The sequence below is a fragment of the Anaerobacillus alkalilacustris genome (assembly GCF_001866005.1).
Taxonomy (GTDB): Bacteria; Bacillota; Bacilli; order Bacillales; family Anaerobacillaceae; genus Anaerobacillus; species Anaerobacillus alkalilacustris.
In genome coordinates, this window is sequence record NZ_MLQR01000029.1 from 196,403 (window position 1) to 210,660 (window position 14,258).

At 35.3% G+C, this 14,258-nt stretch carries 18 protein-coding genes; all 18 read right to left on the reverse strand.

The features are described from left to right. Positions 1-5 precede the first annotated feature (5 nt). Entirely contained in the window at positions 6-368 is a 363-nt protein-coding gene (locus BKP37_RS11610) for a response regulator (protein ID WP_139193122.1), read from the reverse strand. Between the two features lie 31 nt (positions 369-399). Continuing rightward, positions 400-1,617 carry a flagellar motor switch phosphatase FliY gene (gene fliY, locus BKP37_RS11615; RefSeq protein ID WP_071309755.1) on the reverse strand — a complete coding sequence of 406 codons (1,218 nt, stop codon included), beginning with the start codon at positions 1,615-1,617 and terminating at the stop codon, positions 400-402. After that, positions 1,610-2,602: a flagellar motor switch protein FliM gene (gene fliM / locus BKP37_RS11620; protein ID WP_071309756.1), complete on the reverse strand. Its 993-nt coding sequence runs from the start codon at positions 2,600-2,602 to the stop codon at positions 1,610-1,612. The genes fliY and fliM overlap by 8 nt, the downstream gene beginning before the upstream one ends. A 224-nt stretch (positions 2,603-2,826) precedes the next feature. Further along, a complete protein-coding gene (gene fliL / locus BKP37_RS11625) occupies positions 2,827-3,258 on the reverse strand; it encodes a flagellar basal body-associated protein FliL (RefSeq protein WP_071309757.1) in 432 nt (143 codons plus the stop codon). Between the two features lies 1 nt (position 3,259). Continuing rightward, a complete protein-coding gene (locus BKP37_RS11630) occupies positions 3,260-3,478 on the reverse strand; it encodes a flagellar FlbD family protein (RefSeq protein WP_071309758.1) in 219 nt (72 codons plus the stop codon). A 123-nt stretch (positions 3,479-3,601) separates the two neighbouring features. Then, a complete protein-coding gene (locus BKP37_RS11635; RefSeq protein WP_071309759.1) occupies positions 3,602-4,831 on the reverse strand; it encodes a flagellar hook protein FlgE in 1,230 nt (409 codons plus the stop codon). A 68-nt stretch (positions 4,832-4,899) separates the two neighbouring features. Next, complete coding sequence (locus BKP37_RS11640; protein WP_071309760.1) at positions 4,900-5,280, reverse strand: TIGR02530 family flagellar biosynthesis protein; 381 nt, start codon at positions 5,278-5,280, stop codon at positions 4,900-4,902. A 2-nt stretch (positions 5,281-5,282) separates the two neighbouring features. Then, complete coding sequence (gene flgD, locus BKP37_RS11645) at positions 5,283-5,759, reverse strand: flagellar hook assembly protein FlgD (protein WP_071309761.1); 477 nt, start codon at positions 5,757-5,759, stop codon at positions 5,283-5,285. 9 nt (positions 5,760-5,768) lie between these two features. Continuing rightward, positions 5,769-6,920, reverse strand: coding sequence for a flagellar hook-length control protein FliK (locus BKP37_RS11650; RefSeq protein ID WP_071309762.1), 1,152 nt, complete (start codon positions 6,918-6,920; stop codon positions 5,769-5,771). Between the two features lie 26 nt (positions 6,921-6,946). Beyond that, positions 6,947-7,528, reverse strand: a complete 582-nt coding sequence (locus tag BKP37_RS11655) for a MotE family protein (protein WP_139193114.1) — start codon at positions 7,526-7,528, stop codon at positions 6,947-6,949. A 6-nt stretch (positions 7,529-7,534) separates the two neighbouring features. Continuing rightward, positions 7,535-7,972 carry a flagellar export protein FliJ gene (gene fliJ, locus BKP37_RS11660; RefSeq protein WP_071309763.1) on the reverse strand — a complete coding sequence of 146 codons (438 nt, stop codon included), beginning with the start codon at positions 7,970-7,972 and terminating at the stop codon, positions 7,535-7,537. Beyond that, the gene (gene fliI, locus BKP37_RS11665) at positions 7,972-9,291 is read right to left on the reverse strand and encodes a flagellar protein export ATPase FliI (RefSeq protein WP_071309764.1); all 1,320 of its coding nucleotides are present in this window, start codon (positions 9,289-9,291) and stop codon (positions 7,972-7,974) included. The genes fliJ and fliI overlap by 1 nt, the downstream gene beginning before the upstream one ends. Further along, positions 9,278-10,057 (reverse strand): flagellar assembly protein FliH, encoded by a 780-nt coding sequence (fliH, locus tag BKP37_RS11670; protein WP_245712515.1) that lies wholly within the window; start codon positions 10,055-10,057, stop codon positions 9,278-9,280. The genes fliI and fliH overlap by 14 nt, the downstream gene beginning before the upstream one ends. 1 nt (position 10,058) lies before the next feature. Beyond that, positions 10,059-11,072 (reverse strand): flagellar motor switch protein FliG, encoded by a 1,014-nt coding sequence (gene fliG, locus BKP37_RS11675; RefSeq protein WP_071309766.1) that lies wholly within the window; start codon positions 11,070-11,072, stop codon positions 10,059-10,061. 12 nt (positions 11,073-11,084) lie between these two features. Continuing rightward, positions 11,085-12,668: a flagellar basal-body MS-ring/collar protein FliF gene (gene fliF, locus BKP37_RS11680; RefSeq protein ID WP_071309767.1), complete on the reverse strand. Its 1,584-nt coding sequence runs from the start codon at positions 12,666-12,668 to the stop codon at positions 11,085-11,087. 290 nt (positions 12,669-12,958) lie between these two features. Continuing rightward, a complete protein-coding gene (gene fliE, locus BKP37_RS11685) occupies positions 12,959-13,231 on the reverse strand; it encodes a flagellar hook-basal body complex protein FliE (RefSeq protein WP_071309939.1) in 273 nt (90 codons plus the stop codon). 47 nt (positions 13,232-13,278) lie between these two features. Beyond that, a complete protein-coding gene (flgC, locus tag BKP37_RS11690; protein WP_071309768.1) occupies positions 13,279-13,734 on the reverse strand; it encodes a flagellar basal body rod protein FlgC in 456 nt (151 codons plus the stop codon). Positions 13,735-13,736: 2 nt separating this feature from the next. Then, positions 13,737-14,141 (reverse strand): flagellar basal body rod protein FlgB, encoded by a 405-nt coding sequence (gene flgB / locus BKP37_RS11695; protein WP_071309769.1) that lies wholly within the window; start codon positions 14,139-14,141, stop codon positions 13,737-13,739. Positions 14,142-14,258: the final 117 nt, after the last annotated feature.

Here is a 14,258-nt window from a genome sequence, read left to right on the forward strand (position 1 = left end):
ATTACCTACCCAATCGTCTTCTTTATTGCTTCAAGTACGCGATCCGCCTGAAACGGCTTAACGATGAAATCTTTAGCACCTGCTTGAATTGCATCAATAACCATCGCTTGTTGTCCCATTGCTGAACACATAATAACTTTAGCGTTAGGATCAATTTTTTTAATTTCCTTTAAAGCGGTAATACCATCCATTTCTGGCATCGTAATATCCATTGTAACAAGGTCCGGGGATAACTCTTTATATTTTTCTATTGCTTGAGCTCCGTCATTTGCCTCACCTGCAATTTCAAAGCCATTTTTTGATAATATATCTTTAATCATCATTCTCATAAATGCCGCATCGTCTACAATTAATATTTTTGCCATCAGTAGGGCCTCCTCTAATATCAATAATTTATTTTTATTGTAAGTTTTTCAAACGATCTGTCTGACTAATAATGTCAGTTACTCTGACACCAAAATTCTCATCAATAACAACTACTTCACCTTTTGCGATAAGCTTACTATTTACTAAAATATCAACAGGCTCACCCGCAAGCTTGTCTAACTCCACAATAGATCCTTGAGAGAGCTCTAATATCTCTTTAATTGAACGTTTTGTTCTCCCTAATTCAACAGTTACCTGTAGGGGAATATCTAGGAGCATGTTTAAGTTTTTCGCTTCTACCTCATTTAAGCTTGGTGTATCAAAACTTGAAAATGCAACTGGTTGTACATTTGCAGATCGATTTGGTTGTCCAACGTTAGATGGCCCTCCGAAACTTTGAGGTTGCCTTGGCGTTGGTTGTTGTTGAGTATTATAATTGGCTATCGGTTGTTGAGAATGGTATTGAGGTACTTTTTGATCTGCTTGCTCATACATTTCAATAGGTGCCTGCTCAGGTTGATAACTAGGTTCTGGAATGATCTCTTCCTCAATGCCAATCGGATTCATTAATTCATTAACCAAATCTCTAGCAAAAGTCACTGTTACTAGTTGCATAATTTGTGAATCAATTAAAGTCCCAATTTTCAAACTAAAAGATATTTTCACTAAAATAGGCTCGTTTGGTATATTACTTGTTCCTTGACCTTCCTTTACATCCATCAAGTCAATTCCCGGTGGAGAAATGTCAACCTTTTTGTTAAAGATTGTAGACATTGAAGTAGAAGCAGATCCCATCATTTGGTTCATGGCTTCTTGTACGGCGCTTATTTCCATTTCACCTAGTTCTTCTTCATTTATTCCTGTACCATCGCCACCCAACATTAAATTGGCAATAATTGCGGCATCATTGGTTTTGATCACTAACAAATTCATACCTTCGAATCCTTCAGTATACTTCACATGAACACCTACATGCGGTTTCGGAAACTGTTCATGTAATTCGGACTTATCAATGACTGATACTTTCGGTGTTGTTATGTCAACTTTTTGATTTAGTAAAGTTGACAAGGCGGTTGCTGCACTACCAAAAGATATATTTCCAATTTCACCTAGAGCATCTTGCTCTATACTACTAAGATAGTCTTCAATATTTAAGCTTAAACTATCATCATCACTATTGCTATCATCAGTGTCGCTATTAAGACCGCTCAACAAAGCGTTAATTTCATCTTGAGAAAGCATGTCACTCATTATTTTCACCCTCCTCAAATAATTCTGTTACCTGAACAGCAAGTTTATTTTTCACTTTACCAGGTTGTCCCAAAAATTTTGGTGTATCTTCTACCTTTATTATTAGTTGATCATCTATTAAACTATTTAACTCTATTGTATCTCCAATATCCAATTGCAAAAACTCTTGAACAGTAATTTCAGAGTTACCTAATTCTGCTTTCATAACTAATGGTGCATTACGTACATTTCTCTCAAGTCCCTCCACTTCCTCAGGGAGACGACTTTTCTTTTTCGTTTGCATCCAGTAATGAACAGATAACTTAGGCAAGATTTCTTCTAAAACGACATGCGGTAAACATATGTTAATCATCCCGCTTGCCTCTCCAATTACAGTTGATAAAGAAATTACTACAACAGTTTCATTAGGAGAAACCATTTGTAGAAATTGTGGGTTAACCTCTAATTCTTCCATTTGTGGCTCCAACTCAACAACAGAACTCCATGCCTCTTGAAAGCTTTCAAGAGTTCGTTGAAACAATTGAGTCATGATTCTCGTTTCAATTTCAGTTAAATTATCAACTTTATTAACAGCTTCCCCCTTACCACCTAAAAGACGGTCAAGCATTGCATAAGCAATATTTGGGTTAACCTCAATTAAAAACCGACCATCCAATGGATAAGGTTCAAAAACATTTAAAATCGTCATTTTAGGAACAGAACGAATAAATTCATCATATGGTAGTTGATCTACAGATGCAACCGATATTTGAACAAACGTTCGAAGTTGTGCTGAAAAATAGGTTGTTAATAATCTTGAAAAATTCTCATGTATTCTTGTCAGACTTCGGATCTGATCCTTCGAGAAGCGCAGAGCTCGTTTAAAGTCATAAACTTTAACTTTTTTCTGACTCTCTTCTTTTTTTAATTCATTTGCATCCATTTCTCCAGTTGAAATTGCAGAAAGTAGCGCATCAATTTCACTTTGTGATAAAACTTCAGCCAAGAGCCTCACCTCTATTATTTTAGAAAAGTGAAAGCACCTTGTTAACGGGCATCTGGTCCTGGGCCACCTTGTATTGACTTCAATAGAAGACCTGTAATATAGAAGTGAAATTTAAAGGTCTAAAGTGACCGTAACCGAGCTCGTAAACGATGGAGCTAAACATCTTTCCAACTTTCAAAATTATACGTACCTTTTAAAAACTACATTTTTATTAATTAAGCTTCTTATTGGATAACAAAGCCTGTTGTATACACATTAACAACTTCGCCACCCTCCATATATTCATTGATTTTTTTCCGTAGTTGGTTTTCAAGATTTTCTATACCCTCAGAACCGGTAAAATCACTTGATCTCATCCCTGAAAGCTCCCTTATGATAATATTCCTAACCTGAAAATCTCGCTTAACAAACTCTCGTTTGGCTTTGTTATTATCAACTTGAACTTTAAAGGTAACACGAATAAAATCATTTGTTACTAAATTCGTTGTAATTTCATTAACATCGACTGAAAGTGCAATAATTTCATCTATTGTCGGCTCTCGATTTGGGTCTTCATTTTTAGTAAAATGATTAAACAAAACTAGTGTGAGTACTCCGATTATGGTTAGTGCGATCAAAATTATTAACATAATATTTACTAACTTATTTTTAAACAAATTAGTCAACCTCCCTCGAGTCGTCGTTGACTAGTTTAGCAATCCCAACTTTTTGATAAAAATTTGTCACTTTCAGCATAACATCTTCCTCTGAATCTAGCACAACAATTTTTTTACCATTTGTTAGAGTTATTGTCGTGTCTGGAAAAGACTGGATTTGCTCAATGTATATACAATTTAATAAAAACGAATGACCATTTAATCTAGTTAGCTTTATCATCGAATTATTTAAAGGCTAGCAATCATTATTCTAGCCCTATTCCTCCTTAATAAAATATGTACTAACATGTAGAAAGAAGAAGGTTGAACAAAAGATTTTTTCCTTCTACATGGCTAGTTTCATTTATCGTTTTAAGTTAACAAGCTCCTGGAGGATTTCATCTGAGGTTGTAATAATTCTCGTATTTGCTTGGAAACCACGTTGAGCCACGATCATTTCAGTAAACTCTTCTGATAAGTCTACATTGGACATTTCAAGGGTACTTCCTGCAATTATCCCTCTTGCTTCTCCAGCAACCCCAACATTTGGTATACCCGAGTTATTAGAAACTTGGTATAGATTATCACCTGACTTTGTTAATCCCCCGGGATTATTGAAAATCGCTGTAGCAATTTGTCCCAATACTCTTACCTCGCCGTTTGTAAAGACTCCATTTATTTCACCTGTTTGTGAAATGTTAAAACTTTCTAAAAATCCTTCAGAATTACCATTAATTTCAGCTAAATCAACTGTATTAGATCCTGCAAACTGAGTGACCATTGATAGATCTAAAGTAAAGTTAATTGGATTTGCACCATTTCCTGGTTGAACGGTAATATTAGTAGGATCTAACGGATTTGTTACTGCCCCATTTTCATTGAATTGGATATCTAGTTCACCGGCTGGTTGAGTAACATTCGCCATACCAGGAGCATTTATTGAGTAAGTCCATTCGTTAGTATCTACCTTATTAAAAATCACTTCGATTTGATGTACACTTCCTAGAGAATCGATTACATTGTATTTTACTTCAACTGGTCGAGTAGTACCATCAGCCTCCGAATTTAAATTCCCATTAAAACTTGCTGCTGTAGTAGCTTCAGGTGGAATAACATTTCCAGCTTGGATTTGTAGATCCCCAAAATCATTGTAATCAACATCGCCAGTAACCGGATCAGGACGATACCCCTGAACCTTTAATCCATCAGCAGTCACTAATGTACCTTGACGGTCTAAATAAAAGTTTCCGGCACGAGTATAGTACGACATGTTCCCGTTAGTCACAATGAAAAAGCCGTCTCCTGAAATCCCTAAGTCTAGTGCTCTTCCTGTTGTTTGTAGGCTTCCTTGTGTGTGTACTGTATCTACTGTAGCTAGCGTGCCACCTAATCCAATTTGCCTAGGGTTTGTTCCCCCTCTATTATCAGTTGGGTTACTAGCACCAGACAATTGCTGACTAACTAAATCTTTAAACGTAGTTCTACCTTTTTTAAATCCAAATGTATTTACATTGGCAATATTATTACCAATAACATCAAGCTTTGTTTGAAAGTTTTTCATTCCACCGATACCAGAGTACATTGAACGTATCATCTTTTTTCTCCTCTCATAAATGACTGCTTCAATCGGTCCACAGTCTAAGGCTTCCTTTTCGGTCCAGCCTATTCAATAATAATTGTGCCATTAATATTCGTGAAAATCTGTGATTTTGATTCATCACGATCTAAAGCGGTGATAACTGTATTATTTTTAGTACTAACCACTAATGTTGCATCTTTTAATATAACTAGTGATTCATGAACCCCTTTTGCCTTTGCTTCTTCGACCTTAGCTGAAATTTGTGACCATTTTGATGGTTCGATCGTAATTTCTCGATCCTGTAATCTTTTTTCGGCATGCTTACTAATTTTAAGTTTTCCTTCACTATTAATTTGGGCATTAAGCATATCTTTAAAAGATTTTGTAGTCGGTCCTTGCCCTTTTGTCATAACTCTAGGTTTTGGAAGTTGGTGTAGGTGATGAGATTGAATACGTTTATCCATCTTTACGCCTCCGAATTATTTTTACTCTTTTCATTAGGGCTAGCAATGTGAATAACTTGGATCGTATCTATTACTTCTCCACCTTCTAAAATTAATCTAGACTTCCCGTTTTGAAATTTTATCGCAGTTACGAGGCTTTCATGAACCCTAACAGTCGATTCTCCATGTGTATCCGCTACAACTTGCTCCCACTTAATTTCCTTACCAATTAACTGGCTATGAGAAAGAAAATGACTGTCTTTTTGCATCTCAATAAAATTGGTTAAAGTTTTATTCATCTGAGTCATTTGTTCTAGACTTGAAAAATTAGCCATTTGTGAAATGAATTCTTTATCCTCCATCGGATTAGACGGATCTTGGTTCTGTAATTGTGTTATTAAAATTTTCAAAAAAGCGTCTTGATCTAGCGTTCCTTGTCCTGTTTTTCTTTCATTTTGTCGATCAGATAAGAATAAGCTCTGGTTTACGGAATTTATCATACAACCACCTTAAATTTTCATATTAAAGACTTCATCTTCAAGATAATCTTGAAAGACGTTCTCTTCTTCATTATTATCATTCTCTTCTCGTTGACGACTTTGTTGTTGATTGTTTCTTTCTTCATGTGTTTCTCTGTCCGATTGATTAAGAGACTGCTGTTGATGCTGTGTAGTTATTTCAATTTTTTCTACTTGGATATTTTGTGCTAAGAAAGCTTGTCTTAAATGATGTAATTGAGAATCAAGTGCTTGTTTAGCCGCTTGGGTTGTAGTCATTAATTGAGCCACTATGCTACCGTTTTGTTGAATTAATTTTACATCAAGTCTTCCTAAATGCTCAGGAAAAAGCTTAATTGATAATTGGTTTAGCCCGTTTGGAAACTGTGACAACGTACTTTTTCCTACTACCTTTTGAAATTGACGTATAAACTGATCTACAGTTTGTTGATCTCCACGATTTTCTCCGACATGTAAAACAAATTGCTGTAAAGGATTAAGTGTCCCTTGGCCTAATATGCCAAGTCCAATTGAGCTAGACGATAATCCATCTATAGATGCTCTTGAAAATGCAGACGAAAGCAACTGCTTCTTATCAAAGTTATACTTTTCCCCCTGTAACAATCTCATTAATTCTTCTTTATCCCTTGCAGACATTGCATGCAAAGAATTCGGTAATTTTTCCATTTGCAAAAGTTTATCTAATTGAGAATGTAGCCTTGAGATGATCTGATCAGATGTATTAACGTCGGAACGATCTAAACTCATAAGAAGCAACAAAATATGGGCTGGGTTTTGTATATGCTCATCAGTTGCTAAAAGGTCATTTAATGTGACGTTAAGTTCAAGTAATTGTTCAATTTCAAACTGCAATTCAATAGGTAAAGTTTCCATTAGCTCAAGAAAGGAGGGATGGGATAGTTTGTCTATGTCCAAAATTTTGTTATCTAAACCGAGACCTTCTATGATTTTTGCTAAAGAATTATTATTCAAGTTTGAATTTCCTTCATCTATTTTAGTATGTTTAACATCTTTTTTACCTAAAGCGCCATTTAATGAATCAACAAACGACGATGCTTTATTCTGGTTCTTATCGAATACATTCTGTCTACTTTGTGTAGACTGAGAATTAACCCGTTGTTGTAAAAAGTTAATAGCGTTCATTTTTTCACCTCCTTTCAAAGGCCTAACTAGTTATTACTTAATAGACTAATTAATTCAGCAGCTTTATCCGGAGTCATTTTTGCTAATATCGCTGCCCTTGCATCAATTTTAATAAAAGATAAATGAATTGCTGCTTCATCATCAGAAAGTTGGGTTAGTATATTTGCTGCATTTTTCGCAGACATAGTTTCGTATAACTTTGCAATTTCTGTATATTCTGTCTTTACTTCTAGGTGTATATCTTTTTTTTCTTCAAGTTGGTCCATTAGTATCTCAATTTCATTTAATAATGATTGTACTTCTTCTTCTTTTGTTAATAATTTTTGTTCCAATAGAGCCAACTCAGTTTCACGGGCATTAATGATAGCCATTAATTCATCTATATTACCTTTTTCTTCATCAGCAATTATTTGTTCTTCTGTTTTTACATAATTAGATAAAACAGGGATATTCGAAGCCACTTGTTTTGCTTGATCTACAACGCTAATTCCCATAAAACTTAAAATAATACTGAATAACAAGATAGCAAACATAATTGGAATAAATATTACCATAACAAACCATTGAAATTTACTATATTTTTGTTCAGTGTTCTTCAATGTTTTCACCTAATTTCACCGTTTCACAAACAGTTGAATGGAGATTTCATCCATCAATGTGTTTTCTAAACGTTTTTCTTCTTCTAAATACTCTTCATATTTTATTTGTTTCATTTTTTCATATTTTTTTAGTTCAATAGACTTTTCTACTAATAGATTTTGCTTTCTATTCATATTTTCCCTCGCTTTTTGTGTCGTATACTGCAATTGATCAATTTGTTCTTGCAGTCGTGTTAAGAGAGAATAGGACTGTTGGATTTGAAAAATAGGAATTCCTGCTTCGATCCGATTATTATAATGATTTTCATAATCTTCCTTTTTTTTAAGCAACTCATACAATCGAGTTGCTACTTCTTCAAACTGCCTTGTAGCTATAGCAAACTCTTTTTCAGCGACTAATTTATCGTTTTCTCTAACTTCTAAAACTTTTTGCAGCGTGTATTGAAAGGACATCATTGATCTCCTTTCTTAAATTCATTTAGTAACACATGAACAGCTTCATTAAAGGATACCTTTTCTTCGGTTGATTGTTTAATAAATGAAATAATTTTTGGGTAAGCAAGAATAGCTTCATCTACATCTCGGGACGTCCCACGCTTATATGCCCCGATATTTATTAAATCTTCGGCGTCTACATAGGTAGCTAATAATTGACGTAGTCGATCAGCTGCGAGACGATGGTCTTGTCCAATAATATCATTCATTACACGACTAATACTCTTTAATGGGTTTATAGCCGGAAATTGACCTTTATTAGCCAACTTGCGATCGAGAACTAAATGTCCATCTAAGATCCCACGTACTGCATCAGCAATTGGTTCATTCATGTCATCTCCATCTACGAGAACTGTATAAAAAGCGGTAATTGTACCATGTTCATCTGTACCTGAACGTTCTAATAATTTTGGCAAATACGCAAAAACACTTGGTGTGTAACCTTTTGTCGTTGGAGGCTCACCGATTGCTAAGCCAATCTCTCGCTGTGCCATAGCAAAGCGAGTTACTGAATCCATCATTAAGGTAACATTCTGTCCTTGATTTCTAAAATACTCAGCAATAGCAGTCGCTGTCATCGCACCTTTAATTCTCATCAAAGCTGGTTGATCCGAGGTCGCAACAACTACAATTGTTCTACTAAGACCTTCTTTTCCTAAGTCTCTTTCGATAAAATCTCGTACCTCTCGCCCACGTTCACCTATTAATGCAATAACATTTATATCTGCATCGGAATTCTTAGCAATCATAGCCATTAACGTACTCTTACCTACACCACTTCCAGCAAAGATACCCATTCTCTGTCCTTTACCAACTGTAAATAAACTATCTATAGCACGAACTCCTAAACTTAATGGGTCTTTTATCCTTGGCCGTTGTAGTGGGTTTGGTGGGTTATTATCCGTTGGAAACGCTGTTAAACCTTTAGGAAGTTGCTTACCATCCAAAGGTTGGCCTAATCCATCGACAACTTGTCCGATTAGTTCAGTACCAACCTTCACCTGTAAAGGCTTTTTTGTGGCCTCTACAAGACTCCCTGGACTAATCTCATGTACAGTCGTAAACGGCATTAGAAGTACTTTCTCATCACGAAAACCTACAACCTCAGCCATTACTTTTCGTTTTGGTGATTTTCCAATAATAATATAGCAAAGTTCACCAATAGAAACTTGTGGTCCTTTTGATTCGATGGTTAACCCAACAACACGTGATACCTTACCAAAATGTTTGTAGGAGTTAATTGTAGTTACTTCACTTATTAAGCTAGCTGCTTTCATAACCACCCATCTCCTTTAGTTTTTCAAGCAGTGCATATTTAATTTCACTTAACTGACTGTCTATTGATGCATCTATTTTTCCATAAGGTGTTTCAATTGTACAACCATTCTCTCCAAGATGGAGATCAGGATAAATTGATAAATTCTCACAATTAGGTAATAACAGGCGCAGTTCTTCTTTATGATTAACAGTTAATTCGAACCATTGTGGATGAACATAGATTTTCACATGTTCCTGTTCTCTAACTTCATTTATGACATCCTTAACGATTGAAAGCCAAATCTCTTCATTGTTTTCAAGAGAATCGAAAATCATTTTTTCAGCAACTTTTATGGCTAATTGAACAATAACTGGCTCTGCTTCCTCAAGACGATGGAAATAATCTTTCCTTGAAGAAGTAACTATATCTTTTGCTTCTTCTATAGCAGTCTCGTATTGTCTTTGCCCTTCATGAAGTCCATGTTGGAATCCTTCATTATAACCTCTTTCTTCAGCTTGTTTAAATAAATCCTCTGCCCTTTTTTGGCTCTCGATAATTTCATCATTGATCTTTTGCTGAACACGCTCATATTCTAACTGAGCATCACTTATTAGCTTTTCAGCTTCCAACCTTACTTTTTCAAGTTCATCCTCTGCTGATTTAGCACTTATAGTATGGTCTTCAGATTCAACAATAGCACCATCGTTTTCATTTGTAATAACCTTTTTTAAGCCAATCGTTTTTTTTTCTGACTTCATATTATTGACAAAAGATGACTTAATCACTCTAGACAATAATATCATCTCCTCCACCACGAGCAATGACAATTTCACCAGCTTCTTCAAGTCTACGGATTACTGAAACGATTCTTGTTTGAGCTTCTTCAACATCACGTAAACGTACAGGTCCCATAAACTCCATTTCCTCTTTAAACGTTTCGGACATTCGTTGTGACATGTTTTTAAAGACAACTTCCTTGACCTCATCGTTAGCAACTTTCAATGCAAGTTGTAAGTCTTCATTCTCAACCTCTCTAATGACACGTTGAATTGAACGATTGTCAAGTGTAACAATGTCTTCGAATACAAACATTCGTTTTTTGATTTCTTCTGCAAGTTCCGGATCTTGAATTTCTAGTGCATCTAAAATCGTTCTTTCTGTGCTTCTATCTACACTATTTAATACTTCCACTACTGTTTCAATTCCACCAGTTTTTGTATAGTCTTGCGTTACTGTAGCTGAAAGCTTTCTCTCTAATATGTTTTCTACTTCATTAATAATTTCTGGTGAGGTACTGTCCATTAACGCAATCCGCTTTGCAATATCAGCTTGCATTTCTTGAGGTAGCTCAGATAAAATTTGTGCAGCTTGGACAGACTCTAAATAAGACAATATTAACGCAATTGTTTGTGGGTGTTCATTTTGAATAAAATTTAATATTTGGCCAGCGTCAGCTTTTCTTGCAAAATCAAAAGGTTTTACTTGAAGAGTTGATGTTAAGCGGCTAATGATTTCCATCGCTTGTTGTTCACCAAGCGCTTTCTCTAAAACATTTTTTGCATACCCGATTCCGCCCTGGGTAATATAATCTTGAGCCATTGCTAATTGGTGGAATTGTTCAATAATTTCTTCCTTCATTGTTGACTCTACCTTACGGACGCTAGCAATTTCTAGGGTTAATTTTTCAATTTCTTCTTCTGATAAATGTTTATAAACTTGAGCAGATACATCAGGCCCTAAGGAGATGAGAAGAATCGCTGCCTTTTCTCTACCAGTTAACTCTTTTCTTTTGCTAACCATACAGTTGCCTCCTTAATCTTCAGATAGCCAAGTTCGAACAAGTTTTGAGAATTCTTCAGGCCTTTCCCTTGCCATTTTTTCAAGTTGTTTTTTACGGGCTTTTTCTTCTGTTTCTTGTTCTTCATTAATATTTGGGATATCAAAACTCGCCATTTCTGGCTCTGATTCAATTACTGGATCTTCTTTTTTATTTTTACGTACTAATAAATAGATTAATAGAATAATTAAAAGAATAAGTGCGCCAACAACGTAGTACCAAAACGGAATTTCAGTCTCAATTATCTCTTCAAATACAATTTTACCGTCAAAACTTTGCGATGAAACAAATACTTTTTCGTTTATTTGCTCTGGTGTCAGTTGTTCAACAACATCTTTTGAAATACTTGTTCTAACTATAGTGCTTAAAATTTGTTGTATATCATTTATTAGTTCAGGAGGCAATGAGTTTGGATCCTCCGGAATAGGTGGTTCTACCATAACTTGAATTCCGATATCTCTAACTTGATACGGACTACTTACAATATCACGACGAATTCTATTTACATCATTATTAATCCGCTCTTCAACTCGTTCGTAATCTCCAACTCCAGCTCCAGCTATACCTGGATAACCCGGAATATCTGTTTCACCTGTACCGGCAATTCCACCTTCTTGAAAATCTTCACCACTATAAGTCTCTGTTATTCGTTCAATACTTACTGCTAAACCAGACATGTTTTCTTCATCTACTGGCGCAACTAAATCTTCAGCTCTATTTTCTTTCGTAAAATCAATATCAGTTGTAACCGTAACTACTACTTTATCCCTTCCTACTAGCGTACCTAACATTTGTTGTACTTGCCGTTGGAGATCACGCTCAATTTCTCGTTGAATAGATCGTTGTTGTTCAAATGTTGTAAGTGTCGAATCAATCATATTTTCATTTTTTAACTCTAAATACTCAAACATTTGATTCATAATGACGATATTATCAATAGGGAGTTTAGGAACACTCTTTGAAATAAGGTGATGCAATGCTCGAATCTGTGATTGATCTAGTTGATATCCAGGTCGAATATTTAACAGTACAGAAGCTGAAGCTGTTTGATCACTACTAGAAACCCAAATACTTTCTTCTGGTAATGTGATCATAACTTGGGCATGTTGAACACCGTCAATACTTTTTATCAAATTAGCTAGTTCTGTTTGCATTGCCGCGCGTTCCATAATATTAAATTCATTATCAGTCATTCCAAAGCCCATTCGATCTCTAAATGTCGTATAGTCGATACTACCACTTTTAGGAATTCCCTCTGCTGCTAATTCGACTTTTAAAGTATCAACAAGTGTCTCCGGAACTAATATACTCGTTCCATTAGCAGAGATTTCTGAAGGAATCCCCCTAGAATCCAATTGTGCTTTGATTTCTCCAGTTTCTTGAAATGATAAGTTTGTATACAACGGTACTAAGTTGGTACGTGAACCTAGCATAGAGACAAGGATAAGTAGAACTATAAGTAGTAGGAAAGAACCGACAATCATCCCTTTTTGGACATTGGTTCGTCCGGTCCAGTAATTAATTATTTTTTCTTTATAAAGTGTGATTTTCTCGTCCATGCGCCCTCCTACTTCACTAATCCCATCTTTCTTATATTTAATAGAGTAATAATATTAAACATTTTATCGCCAAGTGTTTCTGGCGAATTCCTAGGCTGTTACTCTATATTTAACAATTTGTTTACTACTTTTTACTTTAATACATTTCATATTTCATTATTTATCTCACCAATAAGTTACTATATTTTTTAGTGGTAAATTGTTCTTAATTCAATATAGATTTATGCGCAGCGGTTTTGGGATTAATGATTTACACTCATTTAATAAAAATTTTTATCGTCTTACTTTAATTAAACTTGCATTCTCATAATCTCTTGATATGCTTCTACAATTTTATTCCGCACTTCTACTGTTGTTTGTAAGGTGATACTGGCTTTTTGAGCAGTAATCATTACTTCGTGTAAGTCAATACTTTCTCCTCGAGCTAACTTATCCGTTGCCTTTTGCGATGCGTGTTGAGCATCATTTACTTTATGTAGCGCTTCATTTAAGGCCGTTTTAAAGCTATTTTGCGCTTCATGAGGTGTAAGTTTCCTTTGTGTTTCAGCTCTGTGAATATCCATCACATAATTAGGTCTTACAGAAATCGGATCCAATTACTTTTCCCCCTTTACCCTTTCCCTATTTCTAGAGCTTTCATTAACATATTTTTTGTGGCATTTAACGTTGTTACATTCGCCTCGTAAGAGCGAGTCGCACTCATCATATCAACCATTTCTTTTAATGGATCAACATTTGGTAATCTGACATAGCCCTCTGCGTCAGCATCTGGATGATCTGGTTGATAAGCAAGCTTAAAAGGTGTTTGATCCTCAACAATTTGCCTCACCTTTACACCATTTCCAGGTTGACTCTGTCTCCCCATCGCCTTTGATAAATGTGAAGAAAACCGATTTTCGTTCGGTTCCATTACAACCATTTTCCTTCGATATGGTTCCCATTCGCCATTAACAAATCTACCTCTAGTTGTATCTACATTTGCCATATTCGAAGCGACAACATCCATTCTTAAGCGCTGTGCAGTTAGAGCAGAAGCTGTCGTATTAAATCCATGAAAAATTGTCATTGTTATCTCCCACCTCCAATAACTGTTTTAATACTATTAAACCTTCCATTTATACGTTCAATTACAGCATTGTAATAAATTTGATTTTTAGCCATTTCTGCCATTTCATGTTCAATATCTACATTATTACCGTTGTGATTAAAAACGGATTGATTACGAGCGACAACTGCAGCTTTGCTGGTGTTTTTCTGTGAACCAAACTCAAAATGTCTCTCATCATTTCGGTAAGCTTGCAAGCGCTGCCCTTCAATTGCCTGGTCCAATTGATGTTTAAAAACTGTTTTTTGCGCTTTATAATTTGGTGTGTCTACATTCGCTATATTTTGAGAAATCGTTTTTTGCCGCAAGGAAGCAGCATGTAGCGATTGTTCTAGCAGTTGTTGTTGTGGATTAGAAAAAAGCTTCATATTCTCCTCCCAGTTAATATACGCTTATTATATAATAAAACTGTTATCATAAAACCTACTCAAATCGTATTGTATATAAATAATCATTTTTTGTCTAACGTTGTTTTGTTTTGTCTG

Excerpts from the sequence above, each read along its gene's own strand:
- flgB (WP_071309769.1), bottom strand. The coding sequence starts at position 14,141 with ATGAAGCTTTTTTCTAATCCACAACAACAACTGCTAGAACAATCGCTA.
- BKP37_RS11640 (WP_071309760.1), bottom strand. The coding sequence starts at position 5,280 with ATGGATAAACGTATTCAATCTCATCACCTACACCAACTTCCAAAACCT.
- fliG (WP_071309766.1), bottom strand. The coding sequence starts at position 11,072 with ATGGTTAGCAAAAGAAAAGAGTTAACTGGTAGAGAAAAGGCAGCGATT.
- BKP37_RS11630 (WP_071309758.1), bottom strand. The coding sequence starts at position 3,478 with ATGATAAAGCTAACTAGATTAAATGGTCATTCGTTTTTATTAAATTGT.
- flgD (WP_071309761.1), bottom strand. The coding sequence starts at position 5,759 with ATGATAAATTCCGTAAACCAGAGCTTATTCTTATCTGATCGACAAAAT.
- fliJ (WP_071309763.1), bottom strand. The coding sequence starts at position 7,972 with ATGTCCTTTCAATACACGCTGCAAAAAGTTTTAGAAGTTAGAGAAAAC.
- BKP37_RS11635 (WP_071309759.1), bottom strand. The coding sequence starts at position 4,831 with ATGATACGTTCAATGTACTCTGGTATCGGTGGAATGAAAAACTTTCAA.
- fliI (WP_071309764.1), bottom strand. The coding sequence starts at position 9,291 with ATGAAAGCAGCTAGCTTAATAAGTGAAGTAACTACAATTAACTCCTAC.
- fliE (WP_071309939.1), bottom strand. The coding sequence starts at position 13,231 with ATGGATATTCACAGAGCTGAAACACAAAGGAAACTTACACCTCATGAA.
- fliY (WP_071309755.1), bottom strand. The coding sequence starts at position 1,617 with ATGAGTGACATGCTTTCTCAAGATGAAATTAACGCTTTGTTGAGCGGT.
- BKP37_RS11650 (WP_071309762.1), bottom strand. The coding sequence starts at position 6,920 with ATGAACGCTATTAACTTTTTACAACAACGGGTTAATTCTCAGTCTACA.
- fliF (WP_071309767.1), bottom strand. The coding sequence starts at position 12,668 with ATGGACGAGAAAATCACACTTTATAAAGAAAAAATAATTAATTACTGG.
- flgC (WP_071309768.1), bottom strand. The coding sequence starts at position 13,734 with ATGACAATTTTTCATGGATTTAATACGACAGCTTCTGCTCTAACTGCA.